A 20,932-nucleotide genomic window follows, 5' to 3' on the forward strand; every position below is an offset into this window, starting at 1 on the left:
TTACCCCCCTTTAACAGTCTTTATCCATCGATCGTCGCTCGACGGGTTTCGCAATAATGATCTCAATGGGAAGCGGTATGTCGCCGGTCCGTTAGTTCCGTTTACCTCATCGGGGGTCCAGCTTGAACATTCGTAAATTTGTCGGTGCAACCAGTCGTGATGCGCTGCGTCTCGTACGCGAAGCGTTGGGCGCGGACGCGGTCGTACTGTCCAATCGCACGATGGACGACGGCAGCGTCGAGATCGTCGCCTTGGCCGACAGCGACCTGGCCGCCATCACCCCCAAGCCGCCGCGGGCAAGCGCCGCTGCGTCACACGCCGGGCCGATGAACGGCACGGCTGGACATCCCGCGCTGGCCGCGCCGCGCGCGCTGCCGATGGGCAATCCGTACGCGAGCGGCATGCCCGACGTGTTCTCGTCGGTGTTCGGCGCGAGCCCGGAAGCGGGCGCCGAGAACGACAGCGTTCATGCCGCCGGCCCGTACGCGTTCGACGACGCCTCGAGCGACGAACTGGCCGACGCGCCGCAGCAGGCCGTGAAGGCCGCTGCGAAGCCGGCGCCGTCCGCCACGCCGAAAGCGGCGTTGCCGGGCACGACCAACGCGCTGTCGGCGGGTGCGGCAGGCAAGCCTGCCACGTCAGCCGCAGCCGCGTCGCACGCAGCCGGCGCCGAGCAGCCGAGCGCACGCGCCGCGGTCGCGCGTCTGAACGAAGACATTCGCGCCGATCTGCTCAAGGCCGCCGGCATGCCGCCGTCGTCCGCCGCGCCGGTCGTTGACTCGCAAACGCCGCGCACGATGGCCGAATCGAATCCCTGGCTGATCGACCACGCTCGTCGTATCGCCGCCGAACAGCAGCAGGAAGGCGCGTACAGCGCGCGTCCCGCTGCGATGACGCCCGCCGCCGCCATGGCCAAGGGTCTGGGCGCCGCCGTCCAGCCGGGCAGCGCTGGCGCCGCGCAAAGCGCCGACGCCCCGGAGTGGGCGCGCGAAGCCGCGCAACTCGCCGCACGCCGCGCCGCGCAGAAGATCGCGCCGTCGCTGACGCAGAACGATGACCGCACCCCGGCGTCCGTCGCGGAAGCGATCAAGGCGCGCATGGAGCAGGTCGTCAACGACACGGTGATGAACGAGCTGTCGTCGATGCGCGGCATGATGGAAGAACACTTCGCCGGCCTGCTGTGGGGCGACCGCCAACGCCGCAACCCGGCGCGCGCCGCGCTCACCAAGCATCTGTTCGCCGCCGGTTTCTCCGCGCAACTCGTGCAGATGATGGTCGACAACCTGCCAGAAGAAGTCGACAACATGGAAGGCGGCATGGACTGGGTGCGCTCGGTGCTCGCGTCGAACCTGCCGGTGATGGAAGACGAAGACGCGCTGATGGAGCGCGGCGGCGTGTTCGCCCTGATGGGCCCGACCGGCGTCGGCAAGACGACGACCACCGCCAAGCTGGCCGCGCGCTGCGTGATGCGTTTCGGTGCCAGCAAGGTTGCGCTGCTCACCACCGACAGCTACCGGATCGGCGGCCACGAACAACTGCGCATCTTCGGCAAGATTCTCGGCGTCTCGGTCCACGCGGTGAAAGACGGCGCCGATCTGCAACTCGCGCTCTCCGAACTGCGCAACAAGCACATCGTGCTGATCGACACGATCGGCATGAGCCAGCGCGACCGGCTCGTCTCCGACCAGATCGCAATGCTGTGCCGCGCCGGTCAGCCGGTGCAGCGCCTGCTACTGCTCAACGCGACCAGCCATGGCGACACGCTTAACGAAGTCGTGCAGGCCTATCAGCGTTCGCCGGACCAGCAGCCGCTCGCCGGCTGCATTCTGACCAAGCTCGACGAAGCCACCAACCTGGGCGGCGTGCTCGATACCGTGATCCGCTACAAGCTGCCGGTGCACTACGTGTCGACCGGGCAGAAGGTCCCGGAGAATCTGTACGTCGCGACCAGGAAATTCCTGATCAAGAGCGCGTTCTGCATTCCGCGCGACAACTCGCCGTTCGTGCCGCACGAAGACGACATTCCAGCCTTACTGTCCTCGCTGTCCGCCCGCTCGACAGCCGACCTTCACGAGGTCCGCTTTGGATAAGCTCATCTCCGATCAGGCAGAAGGACTGCGGCGCCTGCTGGCGCGTAGCGGCTCGCGCGTGATTGCGGTGACGGGCGGCTCGACGGGCGCAGGCTGTACGACGACGGTGGTGAACCTCGCGGCGGCGCTCGCGCAGCAAGGCAAGGACGTATTGGTGATCGACGAATGCCTCGGCGAGCTGTCGGTGAGCGCGATGCTCGGCGGCCTGCGCGGCGCGGGGAATTTCGCTGCCGTGATGCGTGGCGAGATGGCGCTCGACGACGCCGCCGCGCGGCATGCGGTGGGCTTCTCGGTGCTGGCCGCGTCGCGATCGAACCGCGAAGGCTATTCGGCCGCGCAACTCGGCGTGGTGTTGCACGGCTCCGCGGACGTGGTGCTGATCGACGCGCAGCTGGATCCGCAAGGCCACCTGTCGCCGCTCGCCAAACAGGCGCACGACGTGATGATCGTTACGCGGATGGCCGCGCAAGCGATCACCGAGGCGTACGCCTGCATGAAACGCCTGCACTACGCGCACGCGCTCGCGCAGTTCCGGGTGCTGGTGAATCACGTGCAGAGTCCCGGCGACGCGCATACCGCGTTCGCCAACCTGGCCGGCGTGGCCGGGCGCTACCTGACGGTGGCGCTGGAAGACGCCGGTTGCATTACCGCCGATGCGCGGATGGCGCGAGCCCAGGAGTTGTCGCGGTGTGTCGTCGATGCGTTCCCATCGACACCGGCTGCGCGTGATTTCCGGCACCTTGCCGCCGAATTGCAGTACTGGCCGATGCGGCCAGCGATGTCGTCGCAAACGCCATGGATGGCGTCTGCGACAGTTACAGCGGCGCAACACGCCGACCAACCGTCTGCGCAGCTCGCCTGAGAGGCGGCACAAGGACAAGGGGAGCACGATGTATAACGCTCAGGGAAAGATTTCCCAAGCCGAAGTTCTGACGAAGTACGCACCGCTGGTGCGTCGCCTCGGCTTGCAGCTCGTTGCCAAGATGCCGGCCAGCGTCGATCTCGACGATCTGATCCAGGCCGGCATGATCGGCCTGCTGGACGCCGCGAGCCGCTACAAGGAAGACCAGGGCGCACAGTTCGAGACCTACGCCAGCCAGCGGATTCGCGGCGCGATGCTCGACGAGTTGCGTAGCAACGACTGGTTGCCGCGTAGCCTGCGGCGCACCTCGCGCGAAGTCGAATCGGCGGTGCACAAGGTGGAGCAGAACCTGGGCCGCTCGGCGAGCGAAACGGAGATTGCCGATCACCTGCAAATGCCGCTTGACGAGTATCAGTCGATGCTCCAGGACCTGCACGGCAGCCAGTTGATCTACTACGAAGACTTCGACCGTTCGGCGGACGACGAGCCGTTTCTCGACCGCTACTGCGTGGATCATTCGGACCCGCTGTCGGCGCTGCTGGACGACAGCCTGCGCTCGGCGCTGGTCGACGCGATCGACCGCCTGCCGGAACGCGAGAAGCTGTTGATGTCGCTCTACTACGAACGTGGCATGAACCTGCGCGAAATCGGCGCGGTGATGGAAGTCAGCGAGTCGCGGGTGTGCCAGTTGCACAGCCAGGCGGTGGCGCGTTTGCGCACGCGCCTGCGCGAAATGGCCTGGGCGAATGCCGAAGCCACCTGAGGCGACTCGAGGCGACCCGATGCGACCTGAAGTCTCACGACGTAGCCCGAAGAAGTGACCACACAACCTGAAGCGCCGGCCGGATGACCCCGGCGTTTCAGGTTACGGCGCAGGTGGCAATAGCCCTCAACCCTGCCTGCCTCACGCCGCCATCTCATGCTCCGCGGCCAGCGCGAGAAACGACGACCGCGACAGGCCGCGCGTTTGCGCGTAAATGTCGATATCCTGGACCAGCACCTCGGGCAGGGAGATGTTGATACGCACGGCCTTCTTCAGGGCCGGAATATTCCGGGTGGCGACGAATCCCCAGATAAACCCCGCGTAATCCGGATTGCGCTGATGCTCGCTCAACTTGAGCGGCTGCGGCACCGGTAGCCCTTCGTCGAGCAGTGTGTCGAGATGCGACTCGACCGCCAGCTTCGCGTTCGCAAAAGCCTCTTCAAGCGTGTCGCCGGCCGCAAAGCAGCCGGGGAGGTCCGGCACCACCACGCCATACGCATGCTGGTCGTCGCCCGATTCGAGCGCGATCGGGAAAATCAGATTTTTCATTTCAGGCCTGCCTGTTTCAGGATGCTGTTCAATGTGCCGGGCGGCAGATCTTTCTTGGGGTGAGGGATCGTCACGAGACCCGCCCTGAACGGATGCCGGAAATGATGGTGGCTGCCCGAAATGCGGACTAGCTGCCAGTCATTCGCCTGAATCCATTTCATTACCGCGGCGCTGTTCATCTTGCACTCCTGAAATCATACACACGATTACACAAACCTGCTATAGGTTAGCGTTCCGCCTTGGTCTGCGGATCGATGTCGACGCGCGCGACGGACCGCGAAGAACCTCAGTGGGGGAGGGCATGATTTCAACCCGGCGCGTGCAGTCGCGCCACCTGGCCGGATGGCTAACGCACGGGTGGGAATGAAAGTGGAGGCGAAAAGCAGAAAGGGCTCGTCGATGATGACGAGCCCTTCGTTCAAGGCAATAGAGTCAGTCGCAACAAACGACGTATGCGCCGATCGCGTGCAGCGATGCCGCTGCGCAGGGAGGGGAAGCCGTTAGTTACGCCGCTGGCTGCGCGGGAATGCGCCCGTCCGGTCCGTAGAAACCGACCTTCTGCGGCACTTCGACCTGAAGCGCCGCCAGTGCGCGCTGGTTGTAGTCCATCCGCACGCGGATCAGCTCACCATTGCTCGTGTTGAAGCGCCGCGCGCGTTCGGCGGCCTTCTGCAGCAGCGACCATTGTTCGGCGACGCGCGCGTCGGTGCCGGCCGCGAGCTCCATGCCGGGCCAGCCGGCCGGCAAGCCCATGTCGGCGAGCAGCGCGTCGCGTTTGGTTTCGAGATTGGCCAGCACGCCGATCAGTTCGGTTTTCTTCTCGACGATCGGCGGCAGCAATTCGAGCGGCGACAAGGCGGTCAATGCCTTGGTCTCGAGTGTGAGAATCGAGGCGAACGCCTCGACGGCCGAATATTCTTCGACGAGGGTGGCAAGCAGGGCGTCTTTCATTTCAACAACTCGCTGAACACGACGGCTCGCGCTAGATTCGCGAGCCGGGTTTGTCGAACGCCGCCCGGCAATTCACCGTACTTCGATGCGTCGATCAGTTGCCGGTCGACGAGGTTTTGCTTTGCAACAGGTCGCGTGCGGTATTCAGCACGCCGTCGGCGATCTTGCCGGAGTCGATTGTCAGCGAGCCGTTTTTGATGGCCTGCTTGATCGACTCGACGTGCGCCGTGTCGATGTCCGCCGAACCGGACGCCGCAAGGCTGCGCAGATGCTGCGACAGGCCCGACAGGCTGACGCTGGCGTCGCCCGACGTGCCGCTGGTGGTGGCTTGCGAGGCGGTGCTCGCGGTCTGCGCGTTGTTGTTCGCGGTCGTCGCGTCGCTTGCTTGCGAACGGGACAGGGCGTCTTTCAACGACGGCAGATTCGAATTGGTTGTGGAATCGACTTTCACGATTGGCTTCCTGAACGATTTGATCCTGATAACGGCACTCGCTGATCAAAACTTTAGCGCAATCGCTCCAGGTTTTGCCTTGCCATTCAAGACGATCCGGCCCCCTGGCAGGCCCGACACGTGCCATCTTCACGACCTGCCGCCGGCTCCGCGAGGCCGTGCGCACGCGCGAACCCCGAGCGGCGTGCGTTGCAGGCCCGTTCACAGTTGAATCTCCACCGTCGAGCCGTCTTTCACGATGCCGGAAACGATCTGGCCGCTGGGCGTACGGACCCGCACCTGCTGGCCCGGCGACGCGTTGTTCATCGCGCTGCCTTCGGACGAAATCGAGAAACCGGCGCCCGCCGCGACAACCCGCACCGTCTGACCGATCGAGATCGCCGAGCTGCTTTTCAGCATGTCGCGGCGCAACGGCATGCCGCCGGCGACGCGCGTGAGTGTCACCGAGCCGATCGCTTGCGACGGGTCCGTGACGATCGCCTGCGGCAGACCGGTCAGGTCGCCGTCACGCGCGACGAGGTCGGCGGCGGTGAGCACTTCGCCCGGCGACATGGCGCGGGCAGCGAGGTAGTAGGTGGCGGTGAGTGAAATACGCGCCTGCAGGTAGATGGTCCACGGCCGTTCGCCTGCGCAGCGCACGCCGACGGTCGTGCGGCCCCACAGGCGCGCGCCGCTTGGCATGAAGGGTTCGAGTGCCGTGCAGGCCGCGAGACCGCGCGGAAACGCCTGGGCGACGCTGATCTCGACCTTGCCCGGCAAGCCGGTGGATTGCTGCTGCAGGAACGCGAGAGCGGCGCCGCGGATCGCTTCCGCATCTTGCTGGCCGGGCAACGGCGCGGGCTGCGCGACGGCGGCGGCGCGCATGTTTTGTTGCGCGATGGCCGGTGCGATGGGCCGTGTGGCCGATACGCGGGCGATCGTCGCGGGCGTCGGGCTCGTTGCCGGCGTGGCGTTCGTGGCCGTGGCAGCGGTCGTGGTCGAAGGGGCGAGCGGCGCGACAGCCGCGCGCGTGGCGATCCCGCGAGCGGCGAGCGGCTTGCCGTTCGCACCCAGTTGCGGCGGCTCGCCGCGCGAAGCGAGACTGTCGAAACCGTCGGTGACGGCGGGATTGCTGGCAATGCCGTTGACGCCGCTGGCGCTGCTCACGACGCCGTTATTCACGCCGCGATACCCGCCATTGGCAGGCGCATTGGCCGCCACCGGCTGCACACTCGCCGCTTGCCGCGCAGCCGGCGCCACGACGACCGGCATCACCTGGCGCTGGCCCGGCACGACATTGACGTTGGCCACGCCGTTCGGCGCATTGGCCGCACCCGGCGCGGGAATCGTCACGACGCCGTTCGCGTCGGGTTTGAAATTGGTGCGGATCATTTGCGGCGCGGCGGGCGAATCGCCTTCGCCACCAATCACGATCGAGCCGCTTGTATTGGCGACGCGGGTGAATTCATCCGTGGTGCGGGAAACCGGTCCACGCCCCAGCGATTGCGCCGTGGCCGCAGCGAGCGTCCCGGCGGTGCCGGCGCGTTTGGCCGGCGCGGCTTGCATCTGCTGCGCGAGATCGGCGAGCGCCGCCGGATTCTTTTCGCCCGGGCCGGGAATCACGATCGGCCCATCGGCTTCCTGTGCGTAGGCGCTCGGCGCGAACAACAGGGCGCCGGCCGGCAGACACAGCGCCGAACCCAACGCCAGGCGCGCGAGCCGCATCGACCAGGCCGGCAGTGTCCTTGCCCGGCGCGGCACGCCCGCACCGACGCCATGCGCTGCCGCGCGCCTGGCGCGGAACGTCGGATCGAAGGTGGGCTGGTCCATTGTGTTACTCCATCGAATGCATCGGTACGCCTTGCATTCTAGTGAGCGCCCCCTTCGCGCAAACGTTGAATAGAAGCCCCCTTTCCCGGTTATTCGTCCGATTGCTCCTTGCGTAGCGCCCATAAGATGCACTTCATGCAAAAAGGCCTTCTCGCTTCACGCAGTCCTCACGCGAGGTTGCAGCGGGAAGCCTCGGGAACGTTCTCCGGAGATTTCTTATGCTGGACAAACTCGATGCCGAATTCGCCTTTGGCCGCCAGGCGCTCGATGTACGCGCTTACCGCCAGGAGCTGCTGTCGTCGAATATCGCCAACGCCGATACCCCCGGGTACAAGGCGCGCGACGTCGACTTCGCCTCGTCGCTTGCCGGCGCGCTGAAGAAGGGCAGTGGCGCCACCGGCACCGCCGCGTCGAACAACTCGACGCTCGCGATGACGCAGCCCGCCGGTGTGACGAGCGGTATGTCGATGGTGTCGACGTCGCCTGGCCACATGTCGGGCAAATCGACGCTGACGCCGACCGGCGGCACGTCCGACGACTACGGCAATCTGCAATACCGCATTCCGACCCAGCCCGCGCTCGACGGCAACACCGTCGACATCGACACCGAACGGGTGCAGTTCGCGGACAACACCTTGCATTTCGAATCAGGCATGACGGTGCTGTCAGGCCAGATCAAGACGATGCTGGCGGCGATCCAGTCGGGCTCGTAATAACCGACGCCGCGCAGGCCAGCAGCAGGTCGCAAGAACAATCGCTACGTGAATTAACTTGAAGCCGGCTAAACGGTAGGAGAGGTCAGGAAACCATGCCATCCCTGATGAACATTTTTGGTGTTGCAGGCTCCGCGATGTCGGCGCAGTCGCAGCGGCTCAACGTGACGGCGTCGAATCTCGCCAACGCGGACAGCACGACCGGCCCGGACGGCCAGCCGTATAAGGCCAAGCAGGTCGTGTTCGCGGTCAGCCCGCTGGGCGGCGCGCGCACCGCGTCCGGCCAGCAGGTCGGCGGCGTGCAGGTCACTGGCGTGGTCGACGACCCGACGCCGATGAAGACCGCGTACGACCCCGGCAACCCGGCCGCCAATTCGGACGGCTACGTCACGCTGCCCAACGTCGACCCGGTGCAGGAAATGGTCAACATGATCTCGGCCTCGCGCTCGTACCAGGCCAACGTCGAGACCCTGAACACCGCCAAGACACTGATGCTGAAAACGCTCACGATCGGAACCTGAGGAGAGCTCCTTGACCACCAACACCTCCATCGGCAGCAACGGCACGACCGTGTCGCAAACGCTGCTCGATACCATGAACGGCACGGGCAAGAGCTCGAGCGCGACGGGCGCGACCAGCTCGACGAGTTCGAGCAGCAGCACCTCGGCCAGCAGCCTGCAGCAAACCTTTTTGCAATTGCTCGTCGCGCAGTTGCAGAACCAGGACCCGACCAATCCGATGGACAGCTCGCAGATGACCTCGCAGCTGGCGCAGATCAACACGGTGTCGGGCATCAGCCAGTTGAACACGACCCTCAGCTCGCTTGCCACGCAGATGTCGGCGGGCCAGCAGTCGCAAGCCGCGCTGCTGATCGGCTCGACCGTGCTCGCCCCGGGCAGCACGACGACCGTCGCGAGCGGCAAGGCCAGCTCGTTCGGCGTGCAGCTCGCCAACTCGGTGAGCGACCTGCAGGTGGTCATCAAGAATTCGGCGGGCACGATCGTCAGTACGGTCGACCTGGGCAAGCAGTCGGCCGGCACGGTGCCGGTGGGCTGGACGCCGACCGACTCGGCCGGCAACACACTGCCGGACGGCACCTACACGATCAGCGCCGTCGGCACGATCAACGGTCAGCAGGCCACCGCGACCACGCTGTCGAGCGCGACGGTGCAAAGCGTCGTCATGCAGAGCACCGGTACGCCGGGTCTCGTGCTGTCGAACGGCACGACGGTCGGCCTGACCAACATCGCCGCCATCCTCTGATTCAGATTCAGTCAGTTACGACTTTCCAGATACGGAGACCGTCATGGGTTACCAACAAGGTTTGAGTGGTTTGTCGGCATCGTCGAGCGACCTCGACGTGATCGGCAACAACATCGCCAACGCGAATACGGTTGGCTTCAAGAGCGGCGCGGCGCAATTCGCCGACATGTACGCGAATTCGGTGGCGACGGCCGTGGGCAACCAGGTCGGTATCGGCACGAAGCTCTCGGAAGTGCAGCAGCAGTTCTCGCAAGGCACCATCACCAGCACCAACCAGGCGCTGGACGTCGCGATCAACGGCAACGGCTTCTTCCAGTTGTCGAATAACGGCTCGCTGGTGTACTCGCGCAACGGCGTGTTCCAGCTCGACAAGAACGGCTTCATCACCAACGCGCAGGGTTTGCAGCTGATGGGCTACGGCGCGAACGCCGCGGGCATCATCAACACCGCGCAAACCGTGCCGTTGAGCGTGCCGACCGCCAACATCGCACCGCAAGCGACCACCAAGATCGTCGCCGGCCTGAACCTGAATGCGCAGGATCCGCTGATGCTCGGTACGCCGACCGTGGTGCCCGCGCTCCAGACGGGCAGCACGCTGTCCACGCCGGGCGCGACGATTACGAATACCGCGTCGGGCACGAACAACGACAGCTACACCGTCAACTTCACGAGCGCGACCACCTACACCGTGACCGACACCACGCTCGGCACCACCACGGCGCCCGCGACGTACACGGCCGGCTCGGCGGTTTCGCTCGGCAACGGTCAGACGATCACGATGAACGGCACGCCGGTCACGGGCGACAAGATGACGATCACGCCGACGCCGATCGCGTTCAACCAGAACAGCTCCTCGACGTACAACTACTCGACCAGCACGACGGTCTACGACTCGCTGGGCGGCTCGCAGACGGTCAACATGTACTTCGCCAAGACCTCGGCGGGCACGTGGAACGTGTACGCGGGCACCTCGACCGGCACCGCGAACCTGGTGGGTCAGGCGAACTTCAATTCGTCGGGCACGCTGCTCGGCACGACCCAGGTCAACACCCCGATCGCGTCGCCGCCAACCTTCTCGGCAACCACCACGCCGTTCGTCTACAACTTCAGCATTCCGACTACCGACGGTTCGTCGACGCCGCAGAACCTGACGCTGAACATCGGCGGCACGACGCAGTACGGCGGTAAGGACGGCGTGAACTCGCTGCAGCCCGACGGCTACGCGGCCGGCACGCTGACGAGCTTCACGATCGGCGCCGACGGCACGCTGACCGGCAATTACTCGAACCAGCAAACGGCGGCACTCGGCCAGATCGCGCTGGCGAACTTCTCGAACCAGAACGGTCTCGTGAACCTGGGTAACAACGAGTTCCAGCAAACCTCGCAATCGGGCGTCGCGCAGATCTCCGCGCCGGGCTCGACCAACCACGGCGTGCTGCAAGGCGGCGCGGTGGAAAACTCGAACGTCGATCTGACGAGCGAGCTGGTGAACCTGATCACCGCGCAACGCAACTATCAAGCGAATGCGCAGACGATCAAGACCCAGCAGACCGTCGACCAGACCCTGATCAACCTGTAAGCGACCGGGACTTCCCATCATGGATCGGCTGATCTACACCGCGATGTCGGGCAGCACGCAAGCGCTCGAACAGCAGGCTATCGTCGCGAACAATCTGGCGAACGCATCGACCACCGGTTTTCGCGCGCAGCTCGCGACCTTCCGTGCCGTGCCAATGTCGTTCGGCGACGGCAGTTCGGTCAACGACAACACCACTCGCACTTTCGTGCTGTCGTCGACGCCGGGCGCGGACTACACGCCCGGCCCGATCCAGCAGACGGGCAACCCGCTCGACGTCGCGATTCAGGGTCCGGGCTGGCTGGCGGTGCAAACCGCCGACGGCAACGAGGCTTATACGCGCGCCGGTAATCTGCACGTCGACGAAAACGGCCAACTGGTGAACGCGATGAACCAGACCGTGCTCGGCAACGGCGGCCCGGTGTCGGTGCCGCCGGGTGCGGAAATCACCATCGGCAAGGACGGCACGGTGTCGGCCCTGACCCCTGGCGATCCGCCGACGGCGGTGGTGACGGTCGATCAATTGAAGCTGGTGAATCCGGATCCGCAAACCATGACGCGCGGCGACGACGGTCTGTTCCGGACCGCCGACGGCAACCCCGCCGACGCCGATCCGGCCGTCACGGTGGCGCCGGCCTCGCTCGAAGGCAGCAACGTGAATCCGGTCAGCGCGATGGTCTCGATGATCACCAACGCGCGCCAGTTCCAGATGCAGACCAAGCTGCTGGAAAACGCCGACAAGAACGACCAGTCCGCTAACCAGTTGCTCAGCTTTAGCTAACAGGATGCGCTGGGTTCGCCCGGCTCTCAGGAGAACAAAAGTGAACCGCTCACTGTATATCGCCGCCACCGGCATGAATGCGCAACAGGCGCAGATGGACGTGATCTCGAACAACCTCGCGAACGTCAGCACCAACGGCTTCAAGGGCTCGCGCGCGGTGTTCGAGGACTTGCTGTATCAGACCGTCCGCCAGCCGGGCGCGAACTCGACGCAGCAAACCGAACTGCCTTCGGGCATCCAGCTCGGCACCGGCGTGCAACAGGTCGCCACCGAGCGTCTGTACACGCAGGGCAACCTGACGCAGACCGGCAATTCGAAAGACGTTGCGATCAACGGCGCCGGCTTCTTCCAGGTGCAGATGCCGGACGGCACGACCGCCTACACGCGCGACGGCTCGTTCCAGACCAACGCGCAGGGCCAACTGGTCACGTCGAGCGGCTATCAGGTGATTCCGGCCATCACGATCCCGACCAACGCGACTTCGCTGACCATCGGCAGCGACGGCGTGGTGTCGATCACCGTGGCCGGCTCGACCAACAGCCAGCAGCTCGGCTCGATGCAGCTCGCGACCTTCATCAACCCGGCCGGCCTGGATGCGAAGGGCGAAAACCTGTTCTCTGAAACGGCTTCGTCGGGCGCGCCGAACATCGCGCAACCGGGCCTGAACGGCGCCGGCTCGCTGAATCAGGGTTACGTGGAAGCATCGAACGTGAACGTGGTGCAGGAACTGGTGAACATGATCCAGACGCAACGCGCTTACGAAATCAACAGCAAGGCCGTGACCACCTCCGACCAGATGCTGCAGACCTTGAGCCAGATGCAGGTTTAAGGGGTTGGGAATTAAAAGGCGGTAATCATCATGTCGCACTCTTCTCGTCACCCGGTTCATTCGCGTACCGCCGAGGCGCTCGTGCAGCTCACGCTGCTCGCCGCGCTCGGTGGCTGTGCGCTCGTGCCCAAGCAGCCCATCACGCAGCAGCCGATGACCGCCATGCCGCCGATGCCGCCGCAGATGCAGGCGCCGGGCTCCATCTATAACCCGGGTTACGCGGGCCGGCCGCTGTTCGAAGATCAACGGCCGCGCAATGTGGGCGACATCCTGACCATCGTGATCCAGGAAAACGTCAATGCGACGAAGTCCTCGGGCGCGAACGCCAACCGTTCCGGCAGCACCAACTTCAACGTGCCGACCGCCGGTTTCCTGCCCGGCCTGTTCAGCAGGTCGAACCTCAGCGCCACCGGTTCCAACGTGTTCCAGGGCACGGGCGGCGCGAACGCGTCGAATACGTTCAACGGCACGATCACCGTGACGGTGACCGGCGTGCTGCCGAACGGCAACCTGGCGGTGAGCGGCGAAAAGCAGATGCTGATCAACCAGGGCGATGAGTTCGTGCGCTTCTCCGGCGTGGTGAATCCGAACACGATCTCGAACCTGAACGCCGTGTACTCGACCCAGGTGGCCGACGCGAAGATCGAATACTCCGCCAAGGGCTATCTCAACGAGGCCGAGAACATGGGCTGGTTGCAGCGGTTCTTCCTCAACGTCTCACCGTGGTAATCATGCGCACCGTCTTCTCCCGCCCAGGCCGCCTCGCGCGACTCGCTCATTTCGGCCGAGCGCTGGCTTTCGTCGCGCTCGCCTGCGCGGCGCTGCCGGCCGCGACGCCCGCGCACGCGGAGCGTCTGAAAGACCTCGTGCAGATTCAGGGCGTGCGCGACAACCCGCTGATCGGCTACGGCCTCGTCGTCGGTCTCGACGGCACGGGCGACCAGACCACGCAGACGCCGTTCACCACGCAGACGCTCGCCAACATGCTGGCGAACCTCGGCATCTCGATCAACAACCAGGCGGCGGGCTCGACCAACCAGCAGTCGTCGCTGTCGAACATCCAGCTGAAAAACGTCGCCGCGGTGATGGTGACGGCGGTGCTGCCGCCGTTCGCGCGTCCGGGCGAAGCGATCGACGTGACCGTGTCGTCGCTCGGCAATGCGAAGAGCCTGCGCGGCGGCACGCTGCTGCTCACCCCGCTGAAGGGCGCGGACGGCCAGGTGTACGCGCTCGGTCAGGGCAACCTCGCGGTCGGCGGCGCCGGCGCGAGCGCGAACGGCAGCAAGGTGCAGGTCAACACGCTGGCCGCAGGCCGAATCGCCGGCGGCGCGATCGTCGAGCGCGCGGTGCCGACCTCGGTGTCGCAAGCCGGCACGATGCAGCTCGACCTGAACGATATGGATTACGACACCACGCAGCGCATCGTGTCGGCGGTCAACACCACGTTCGGCAGCGGCACGGCCATGGCGCTCGACGGCCGCACGATCCAGTTGCGCGCACCGAGCGACCCCGAGCAGCAGGTCGCCTTCATGGCGCAGTTGCAGAACATCGACGTCAAGCCGGCGCTGGCCGCCGCGAAGGTGATCCTGAACGCGCGCACCGGCTCGATCGTCATGAACCAGATGGTCACGCTGCAGAACTGCGCGGTCGCGCACGGCAATCTGTCGGTGGTGATCAATACGCAGCCGGTGGTGAGCCAGCCCGGCGCGTTCTCGAACGGCCAGACGGTAGCGGCCAAGCAGTCGCAGATTCAATTGAAGCAGGACAACGGCGCACTGAAGATGGTGACCGCCGGCGCGAACCTCGCCGATGTGGTGAAGGCGCTCAACGCACTGGGTGCGACGCCCGCGGATCTGATGTCGATCCTGCAGGCCATGAAGGCAGCGGGCGCTTTGCGCGCCGACCTGGAAATCATCTAAGGAAGACAGCAGATGAATTCGGACACGATCAATTCCGCCAACTCGGCCAATGCGGCCAACGAGCTGACCCAGCGCTTCGCGCTCGACGTTCAGGGTTTCAGCAAGCTGAGCGCGCAGGTGAAAGCGTCGCCGCAGGCCGGCATGAAGATGGCCGCGCAGCAGTTCGACGCGGTGTTCACGCAAATGATGCTGAAAAGCATGCGCGATGCGACGCCGCAGGATGGTCCATTCGATTCGCATGACAGCGCGACCTTCACGTCGATGATGGATCAGCAGATGTCGCAGCAGTTGTCGCAAAAGGGTATCGGCGTGGCCGATGCCATGCTCAAGCAACTGATGCGCAACCAGGGCATCCAGACCGGCGGCGCCGGTGGCGCGGGCGGTCTCGCCGGCATGGCCAACGCGCTGGGCGGCGGTAGCGGCGGCGACGAAGGCCAGACCGCGGCGCTGAACGCGCTTGCGAAAGCGTATGGCAATGCACAAGCCAACGGCCAGCTGGCCATGGGCAAGGGTTACTCGGCCAATAGCGCGCTGACGCCGCCGTTGAAGGGCGACGGCAGCTCGCCGAAAGTCGACGCGTTCGTCGACAAGCTCGCCGCACCGGCTCAGGCCGCCAGCGCGGCGACCGGCATTCCGGCGCGCTTCATCATCGGTCAGGCCGCGCTCGAATCGGGCTGGGGCAAGAGCGAGATCAAGAAGACCGACGGCTCGACCAGCCACAACGTGTTCGGTATCAAGGCGACCAAGGACTGGACCGGCAAGACCGTTTCGACCGTCACGACCGAATATGTCAACGGCAAGCCGCAGCGCACCGTCGAAAAATTCCGCGCGTACGACTCGTACCAGGAAGCGATGACCGATTACGCGAGTCTGCTCAAGGGCAATCCGCGTTATGCACAGGTCATCAACTCGGCGCACGACGTGAGCGGTTTCGCCAACGGCATGCAGCGCGCCGGTTACGCGACCGACCCGCATTACGCCAAAAAACTGATGTCCATCATGCAGAAGATGGGCTGAGCGATATCCCATGCACGCGACGGGGCCAGGTGCATAACAAGACGGACGAGGCCGGTTGCCCAAGGCAGCCGGCCCAGCCGCGCGAGGCGGATGGGTTGAACCGGGTGGTTTTAACGTTTGCGGCAAATAATTCATTACAGGCCCCTAAATTTTGGTCTGGCGATGCCGCTAATCAGTTAGATCCGATACCGGAAAGCGTAGTAATGTCCGGTTGAATGCGCGTGCTGCGGCTTCGATGAAGACCGCGCGAATGCCCCGGCAGGAGCCTTGGCACGCGCCCGCAAGAACATGCATACCGGCAAGCCCATGGATATGAACCAGTCGAATGGCCAGACCGACGCGCCCGGCCAGCCGCACGCTCCCCTAGACGAAAGTGCCAACGACTTCGGTCGACGCAATCCGCTGGAGATCGGCGTACAGCTACGCAATCTCGTCAATCGCGGCGATTTCCTCACTGCCCAATACGCGGGCGGCCAGCTCGTCACGCGGCTGCTCGACGTCGACGTGCGCGGACGCACCTTTACGTTCGATTGGGGCGCGCTCGCCGAACAGAACCAGGGCCTGCTGGCCGCGCCGCGCTGTCAGTTTCACGCGCAGCCGGACGGCGTGCGGGTGGAGTTCGCCACCGCCACCCCGCGCGAAACCCGCTACGAAGGGCTGCCGGCGTTCGAAGCCGACTTCCCCGAGGTGCTGTTTTACGTGCAGCGGCGCGAGTATTTCCGCGTCGATGCGCCGATTCTCGATCCGTATATGTGTACCGGCCTGTTGCCGGAGGGCGATAAGTTCCGCTTCGAAGTACACGACCTGTCGCTGGGCGGCGTCGGCATGCGCACCACTGACGAACGCGTGGCCGAATTGCCGATGGGCACGCGCCTCGTCGATTGCGAACTGGTGCTCGGCGCGCTCGGCCGTCTTTCGCTCGATCTGCAACTGGTGTCGCACCGTTCCACTGCGCTGCCGAACGGCACGCAGCGCTACCAGTTGGGCTTCCGTTTTCTGACGTTGCCGGGCAGCGCCGAGAACACGCTGCAACGGCTGATCACGCAGCTCGAAATGAAGCGTCGCTCGCTGGTGCGCTGAGCGCTCGCGGATGGGACACGAGGCCGGACGGCGCGGCCTCGCAAACGTTGAAACAAACGTTGAACACGCATCGGAACGGCCTCAATTTTTCCGCATCGAGGCCGTTAAACAGACTGTTCAAGCAACGCGGCGGCATGCGGTCGATGTCGCCCTTCAGGATGACGCATGTCAGATCTCATCAATCTCGGCCTCAGTGGACTGAACGCAGCCCAGTGGGGACTCACGACGACCGGCCAGAACATCAGCAACGCGTCGACGCCCGGCTATACGATCGAAACCCCGGTCTACGCGGAAAGCGGCGGCCAGTACACGGGTTCCGGCTATCTGCCGCAAGGCGTCTCGACCACCACGGTGACGCGCCAGTACAGCCAGTACCTGACCACCCAGCTGAACAACGCGCAAGCGTCGGGTAGCTCGCTGTCGACCTACAACACGCTGATCTCGCAGTTGAACAATCTGATCGGCAGCCCGACTGCCGGGATTTCGAGCGCGATCACCAGCTACTTCACCGGCCTGCAGAACGTCTCGAACAGCCCGTCGACATTGTCGACCCGCCAGACCGCGGTGAGCGGCGCGCAGACGCTCGTGAACCAGATCAATGCCGCCGGCCAGCAATACGACTCGCTGCGCCAGAGCGTCAACACGCAGCTCTCCAATACCGTTTCGCAGATCAACAGCTACACGCAGCAGATCGCCCAGTTGAACGGCCAGATCGCTCAGGCCAGCACGCAAGGCCAGCCGCCGAACCAGTTGATGGATCAGCGCGACCTCGCCGTGTCGAATCTGTCGCAACTGGTGGGCGTGCAGGTCGTCAACAGCAACGGCAGCTATAGCGTGTTCATGGGCAACGGGCAGCCGCTCGTGTCGTCCACCAACAGCTATAACCTGGGCACCGCGCCGTCGGCGGGCGACTCCAGCGAACTGTCGGTGCAGTACCTCGGCCAGGCCGGCGCGAATCCGGCCGCCAAACCGCAAAACCTGCCCGACAGCAAGATCACCGGCGGTTCGCTGGGCGGCTTGCTGCAGTTCCGCAGCCAGACGCTCGATCCGGGTGAAGCGCAACTCGGCGCGATCGCCGTGAGCTTCTCCGCGCAGGTCAACGCGCAAAACAGCCTGGGCATTACGCTCGGCGGCGCCCAGGGTGGCGCGCTGTTTTCGGTGGGCAGCCCGACGGTCTACGCGAACACGCAGAACACCGGCAACGCGTCGCTGAACGTTTCGTTCGCGAACCCCGCGCAGCCGACCACCGGCGACTACACGCTGGCCTTCAACGGCACCACCTACACGCTGACCGACAACTCGAGCGGCGCGGTAGTGGGCTCGGCGACCAATCTGAGCCAGCCGATCAACGGCCTGAATTTTTCGACCACCGGCACGATGAACGCTGGCGACTCGTTCACGGTCGAGCCGACCCGCGGCGCGTTGAACAGCTTCGCGACCGCATCGACCGATCCGTCTGCGATCGCCGCCGCGCTGCCGTTGCAGGTGGCCGCTTCGACGACCAACACCGGCACGGCGACGATCACCTCGCCGTCGGTGACGGCCGGTTACACGATGCCGAACTCGACGACCACGCTGGCGTACAACGGCACGGGTCTGACCGGTTTTCCGGCGGGCTCGACGGTGACCGTGGCCGGCACGCCGCCGACCAGCTATCCGATTACCGACGCGACCACCGTGGTGCCGTATTCGACGGCCAACGGCGCGACGCTGACGATCACCAATCCGGCCGCCGGCCAGATGAACAAGGTCACGATGACCATCAGCGGCGCACCGGCCGCCGGCGACAAATTCACCATTGGCCCGAACACCGGCGCGACCAGCGACGGCCGCAACGCGCTGGCGCTGTCCAACCTGTCCACCGCGAAGGCGTTGGCGGGCGGCACGGTCACGCTGAGCGGCGCGTACGCGAACTACGTCAACCAGATCGGCAACCAGACCAACCAGGTGCAGACGGCGAGCACGGCGCAAACCGCGCTGGTGACGCAGATCACCACGGCGCAGCAGTCGGTCTCGGGCGTGAACATTAACGAGGAAGCAGCCAATCTGCTTCAGTATCAGCAGCTCTATCAGGCGAACAGCAAGGTCATTCAGACCGCGCAGACCCTGTTCCAGACGTTGCTCGGCATCTTCCAGTGAGGCGTTGAACATGCGTATCTCCAGCGCGCAGTACTTCAACATGAACGTGCAGACAATGAGCAACCAGCAAGCTCAGTTGTCGCAGATCTATGCCGAGATTTCGAGCGGCGTGAGTCTGTCCACGCCGTCGGACAATCCGCTCGGCGCGGCGCAGGCCGTGCAGTTGAGCTCGACGGCCACGACCCTTGCGCAGTACACGACCAACCAGACTTCCGCGCTCGCGTCGATGCAGCAGGAAGACTCGACGCTCGGCAGCGTCAACACCGTGCTGACCACCATTCATACGCTGGTGCTGCGCGCCGGCGACGGTTCGCTGACCGACAGCGACCGTGGTGCGCTCGCCACGCAATTGACGAGCTTGCGCAGCCAGCTGATGACGCTCGCCAATTCCACCGATCCGCAGGGCAACTACCTGTTCGCCGGCTATCAAAGCGGCGCCCAGCCGTACTCGACGACCGCCTCCGGCGCCGTGACGTATTCGGGCGACACCGGCGCGCCGGTCGTGCAGATTACCGGCTCGCGTACCTTGCAGACGGGCGATAACGGCCTCGCGATCTTCGGCAGCGTCGCGTCGATCGGCACCAGCGCGGTGCCGGCGGCAACGGCCGGCAACACCGGCACCGGCGTGGTCAGCAGCGTCAGCCTGACCAATCCGACCGACCCGACCAACGCGGACACCTACAAGATCAACTTCGTGTCGGCGACCACGTACACCGTGAGCCAGACCGATCCGGCGACCGGCACGACAACCACCGGCGGCGCGCAGCCGTTCACGGCCGGCTCGGCGATCACCGTCGGCGGCCAGTCGGTGTCGATCAGCGGCGCGCCGAATTCGGGCGACAGCTTTACGGTGACGCCGGCGACGCAGGGCAGCATGGACGTGTTCGCCAATCTGAGCCAGTTGATCACCACGTTGCAAACGCCGCTCACGCCGGGCGCGCAGACGGCCAGCTTCCAGAGCCAGTTGACCACCAGCATGACGCAGCTCGAAAACACGATGAACAACGTGCAGACGGCGCAGGCAACCGTGGGTGGCCGCATGAACGAAGTGCAGGCCTTGCAGACGGTCACGCAGACCAACACGCTGCAGACCGCGAGCAACCTGGCGGATCTGACGCAGACCGACATGGTCAAGACGATCGGTCAGTACACGCTGACGCAGAATGCGCTGCAAGCGGCCCAGCAAGCGTTCGCGAAGATTCAGAACATCTCGCTGTTCCAGTACCTGAACTAAGCGTCGAAGCAGTCTGAAACGAAGAAGGGCGGAATCCGGTGTGAACCGGATCCGCCCTTTCTGTTTTGTCGCTTTGTTTCGCTTCGGTTAACTCTTGCTATCTACCGAAACCCGGCGGCCACGCGCCCCATCTGATCGATACCGATGTCGAACAGCCGCATGAAAAACGGAATCATGTTCGGGATCATCAGTTGCAGGAGCAGCATGCCGATCAGCATGGTCAGCGGAAAACCGATCTGGAACACGCCGATTTGCGGCGCCGCGCGGTTCAGAATGCCGAGCGCAAGGTTGGTGATGAGCAAGGCGACCACAACCGGCAGCGACAACAGCAGGCCCGCCGAAAACACCGTGTTGCCGAACATGGCCAGCGTGTGCCAGCCGGGCGCGCCGAGGATATTCGCCGACACCGGCACCGACTGGAACGTGGCGAGCAGCGCGCTGATCATTTGCAGATGGCCGTCGATCACCAGAAACACGAGCATTGCGATGGTGTTCATGTAGCTCGACAGCACCTGGCTCGAACTGCTCGCCTGCGCGTCGAAGAAGGTCGCGAAGCCGAGCCCCATGCCGAGGCCGACGAAGTCGCCGGTCGCGCTAATCGCCTGGAACACGATCTGCATGGTCACGCCGAGCGCGATGCCGATCAGAAACTGATTGATGATGATCCACACGCCCGCGCCGGAAAACACCGTGAATTGCGGCATCGCGCCGAGCGTGGGCGCGACGATGATCGTGACGAAGGCCGCGAGGCCGATCTTCACGCGCATCGGCAGCGCTTTGTTGCCGAGCACCGGCGCGGTGGCGACCAGCGCGAGAATCCGCACGAACGGCCACAGGAAGGCCGTGAGCCATCCGTTCAGTTGCGCGTAGGTGACGGAGAACATGACAGCGGGGAAGGGGGAGCGA

21 protein-coding genes are annotated in these 20,932 nt (G+C 64.8%); 15 read left to right on the forward strand and 6 right to left on the reverse strand.

What is annotated here, in order from left to right:
- Positions 1–122 precede the first annotated feature (122 nt).
- From flhF to BX591_RS21795, 3 genes are read left to right on the forward strand one after another with little or no spacing between them, the layout of a single operon-like run.
- Positions 123–2,090: a flagellar biosynthesis GTPase FlhF gene (flhF, locus tag BX591_RS21785; protein WP_111933382.1), complete on the forward strand. Its 1,968-nt coding sequence runs from the start codon at positions 123–125 to the stop codon at positions 2,088–2,090.
- Entirely contained in the window at positions 2,083–2,952 is an 870-nt protein-coding gene (locus tag BX591_RS21790; protein ID WP_111933383.1) for a MinD/ParA family ATP-binding protein, read from the forward strand. The genes flhF and BX591_RS21790 overlap by 8 nt, the downstream gene beginning before the upstream one ends.
- Before the next feature lie 28 nt (positions 2,953–2,980).
- The gene (locus BX591_RS21795; RefSeq protein WP_111933384.1) at positions 2,981–3,715 is read left to right on the forward strand and encodes an RNA polymerase sigma factor FliA; all 735 of its coding nucleotides are present in this window, start codon (positions 2,981–2,983) and stop codon (positions 3,713–3,715) included.
- A 141-nt stretch (positions 3,716–3,856) separates the two neighbouring features.
- Here the strand turns inward: BX591_RS21795 and BX591_RS21800 are convergent, their stop codons facing one another.
- From BX591_RS21800 to flgA, 5 genes are all read right to left on the reverse strand, one after another.
- Positions 3,857–4,264, reverse strand: coding sequence for a type II toxin-antitoxin system HicB family antitoxin (locus BX591_RS21800; RefSeq protein ID WP_111933385.1), 408 nt, complete (start codon positions 4,262–4,264; stop codon positions 3,857–3,859).
- Entirely contained in the window at positions 4,261–4,443 is a 183-nt protein-coding gene (locus tag BX591_RS21805; protein ID WP_111933386.1) for a type II toxin-antitoxin system HicA family toxin, read from the reverse strand. The genes BX591_RS21800 and BX591_RS21805 overlap by 4 nt, the downstream gene beginning before the upstream one ends.
- Positions 4,444–4,768: 325 nt before the next feature.
- Positions 4,769–5,215 carry a flagella synthesis protein FlgN gene (locus tag BX591_RS21810; RefSeq protein WP_111933387.1) on the reverse strand — a complete coding sequence of 149 codons (447 nt, stop codon included), beginning with the start codon at positions 5,213–5,215 and terminating at the stop codon, positions 4,769–4,771.
- A 94-nt stretch (positions 5,216–5,309) separates the two neighbouring features.
- On the reverse strand, positions 5,310–5,666 hold the full coding sequence (gene flgM / locus BX591_RS21815; RefSeq protein ID WP_111933388.1) for a flagellar biosynthesis anti-sigma factor FlgM: 357 nt from the start codon (positions 5,664–5,666) through the stop codon (positions 5,310–5,312).
- A gap of 201 nt (positions 5,667–5,867) precedes the next feature.
- On the reverse strand, positions 5,868–7,475 hold the full coding sequence (gene flgA / locus BX591_RS21820) for a flagellar basal body P-ring formation chaperone FlgA (RefSeq protein ID WP_111933389.1): 1,608 nt from the start codon (positions 7,473–7,475) through the stop codon (positions 5,868–5,870).
- A gap of 218 nt (positions 7,476–7,693) precedes the next feature.
- Between flgA and flgB the strand changes: the two genes are divergently transcribed.
- From flgB to flgL, 12 genes are all read left to right on the forward strand, one after another.
- Positions 7,694–8,188 carry a flagellar basal body rod protein FlgB gene (flgB, locus tag BX591_RS21825; protein ID WP_111933390.1) on the forward strand — a complete coding sequence of 165 codons (495 nt, stop codon included), beginning with the start codon at positions 7,694–7,696 and terminating at the stop codon, positions 8,186–8,188.
- Between the two features lie 95 nt (positions 8,189–8,283).
- Complete coding sequence (gene flgC / locus BX591_RS21830) at positions 8,284–8,709, forward strand: flagellar basal body rod protein FlgC (RefSeq protein WP_012434707.1); 426 nt, start codon at positions 8,284–8,286, stop codon at positions 8,707–8,709.
- Between the two features lie 10 nt (positions 8,710–8,719).
- The gene (locus tag BX591_RS21835; RefSeq protein ID WP_111933391.1) at positions 8,720–9,451 is read left to right on the forward strand and encodes a flagellar hook assembly protein FlgD; all 732 of its coding nucleotides are present in this window, start codon (positions 8,720–8,722) and stop codon (positions 9,449–9,451) included.
- 43 nt (positions 9,452–9,494) lie between these two features.
- On the forward strand, positions 9,495–11,030 hold the full coding sequence (locus BX591_RS21840) for a flagellar hook protein FlgE (protein WP_111933392.1): 1,536 nt from the start codon (positions 9,495–9,497) through the stop codon (positions 11,028–11,030).
- Between the two features lie 19 nt (positions 11,031–11,049).
- Entirely contained in the window at positions 11,050–11,808 is a 759-nt protein-coding gene (flgF, locus tag BX591_RS21845) for a flagellar basal-body rod protein FlgF (RefSeq protein ID WP_111933393.1), read from the forward strand.
- 40 nt (positions 11,809–11,848) lie between these two features.
- Positions 11,849–12,637 (forward strand): flagellar basal-body rod protein FlgG, encoded by a 789-nt coding sequence (gene flgG, locus BX591_RS21850; RefSeq protein WP_111933394.1) that lies wholly within the window; start codon positions 11,849–11,851, stop codon positions 12,635–12,637.
- A 30-nt stretch (positions 12,638–12,667) separates the two neighbouring features.
- A complete protein-coding gene (gene flgH / locus BX591_RS21855; RefSeq protein ID WP_111933395.1) occupies positions 12,668–13,366 on the forward strand; it encodes a flagellar basal body L-ring protein FlgH in 699 nt (232 codons plus the stop codon).
- Between the two features lie 2 nt (positions 13,367–13,368).
- Positions 13,369–14,556: a flagellar basal body P-ring protein FlgI gene (locus BX591_RS21860; RefSeq protein ID WP_111933396.1), complete on the forward strand. Its 1,188-nt coding sequence runs from the start codon at positions 13,369–13,371 to the stop codon at positions 14,554–14,556.
- Positions 14,557–14,568: 12 nt separating this feature from the next.
- Positions 14,569–15,573 (forward strand): flagellar assembly peptidoglycan hydrolase FlgJ, encoded by a 1,005-nt coding sequence (gene flgJ / locus BX591_RS21865; protein WP_111933397.1) that lies wholly within the window; start codon positions 14,569–14,571, stop codon positions 15,571–15,573.
- 306 nt (positions 15,574–15,879) lie between these two features.
- A complete protein-coding gene (locus BX591_RS21870) occupies positions 15,880–16,653 on the forward strand; it encodes a flagellar brake protein (RefSeq protein ID WP_176343112.1) in 774 nt (257 codons plus the stop codon).
- Between the two features lie 165 nt (positions 16,654–16,818).
- On the forward strand, positions 16,819–18,792 hold the full coding sequence (gene flgK / locus BX591_RS21875) for a flagellar hook-associated protein FlgK (RefSeq protein ID WP_111933399.1): 1,974 nt from the start codon (positions 16,819–16,821) through the stop codon (positions 18,790–18,792).
- Between the two features lie 10 nt (positions 18,793–18,802).
- On the forward strand, positions 18,803–20,026 hold the full coding sequence (gene flgL, locus BX591_RS21880; RefSeq protein ID WP_111933400.1) for a flagellar hook-associated protein FlgL: 1,224 nt from the start codon (positions 18,803–18,805) through the stop codon (positions 20,024–20,026).
- Between the two features lie 101 nt (positions 20,027–20,127).
- Here flgL and fliR read toward each other — a convergent pair whose 3' ends face one another.
- Positions 20,128–20,910: a flagellar biosynthetic protein FliR gene (gene fliR / locus BX591_RS21885; RefSeq protein ID WP_111933401.1), complete on the reverse strand. Its 783-nt coding sequence runs from the start codon at positions 20,908–20,910 to the stop codon at positions 20,128–20,130.
- Positions 20,911–20,932 lie beyond the last annotated feature (22 nt).

This window comes from Paraburkholderia bryophila (genome assembly GCF_003269035.1).
GTDB classification, from domain to species: domain Bacteria; phylum Pseudomonadota; class Gammaproteobacteria; order Burkholderiales; family Burkholderiaceae; genus Paraburkholderia; species Paraburkholderia bryophila.

What these genes read in the sequence shown, in the direction of transcription:
- BX591_RS21800 (WP_111933385.1), bottom strand. Translation starts at nt 4,264, where the DNA reads ATGAAAAATCTGATTTTCCCGATCGCGCTCGAATCGGGCGACGACCAG.
- fliR (WP_111933401.1), bottom strand. Translation starts at nt 20,910, where the DNA reads ATGTTCTCCGTCACCTACGCGCAACTGAACGGATGGCTCACGGCCTTC.
- BX591_RS21840 (WP_111933392.1), top strand. Translation starts at nt 9,495, where the DNA reads ATGGGTTACCAACAAGGTTTGAGTGGTTTGTCGGCATCGTCGAGCGAC.
- flgA (WP_111933389.1), bottom strand. Translation starts at nt 7,475, where the DNA reads ATGGACCAGCCCACCTTCGATCCGACGTTCCGCGCCAGGCGCGCGGCA.
- flgK (WP_111933399.1), top strand. Translation starts at nt 16,819, where the DNA reads ATGTCAGATCTCATCAATCTCGGCCTCAGTGGACTGAACGCAGCCCAG.
- BX591_RS21860 (WP_111933396.1), top strand. Translation starts at nt 13,369, where the DNA reads ATGCGCACCGTCTTCTCCCGCCCAGGCCGCCTCGCGCGACTCGCTCAT.
- flgL (WP_111933400.1), top strand. Translation starts at nt 18,803, where the DNA reads ATGCGTATCTCCAGCGCGCAGTACTTCAACATGAACGTGCAGACAATG.
- flgF (WP_111933393.1), top strand. Translation starts at nt 11,050, where the DNA reads ATGGATCGGCTGATCTACACCGCGATGTCGGGCAGCACGCAAGCGCTC.
- flgB (WP_111933390.1), top strand. Translation starts at nt 7,694, where the DNA reads ATGCTGGACAAACTCGATGCCGAATTCGCCTTTGGCCGCCAGGCGCTC.
- flgJ (WP_111933397.1), top strand. Translation starts at nt 14,569, where the DNA reads ATGAATTCGGACACGATCAATTCCGCCAACTCGGCCAATGCGGCCAAC.
- BX591_RS21810 (WP_111933387.1), bottom strand. Translation starts at nt 5,215, where the DNA reads ATGAAAGACGCCCTGCTTGCCACCCTCGTCGAAGAATATTCGGCCGTC.
- BX591_RS21795 (WP_111933384.1), top strand. Translation starts at nt 2,981, where the DNA reads ATGTATAACGCTCAGGGAAAGATTTCCCAAGCCGAAGTTCTGACGAAG.
- flgH (WP_111933395.1), top strand. Translation starts at nt 12,668, where the DNA reads ATGTCGCACTCTTCTCGTCACCCGGTTCATTCGCGTACCGCCGAGGCG.
- BX591_RS21870 (WP_176343112.1), top strand. Translation starts at nt 15,880, where the DNA reads ATGGATATGAACCAGTCGAATGGCCAGACCGACGCGCCCGGCCAGCCG.
- flgC (WP_012434707.1), top strand. Translation starts at nt 8,284, where the DNA reads ATGCCATCCCTGATGAACATTTTTGGTGTTGCAGGCTCCGCGATGTCG.
- BX591_RS21805 (WP_111933386.1), bottom strand. Translation starts at nt 4,443, where the DNA reads ATGAACAGCGCCGCGGTAATGAAATGGATTCAGGCGAATGACTGGCAG.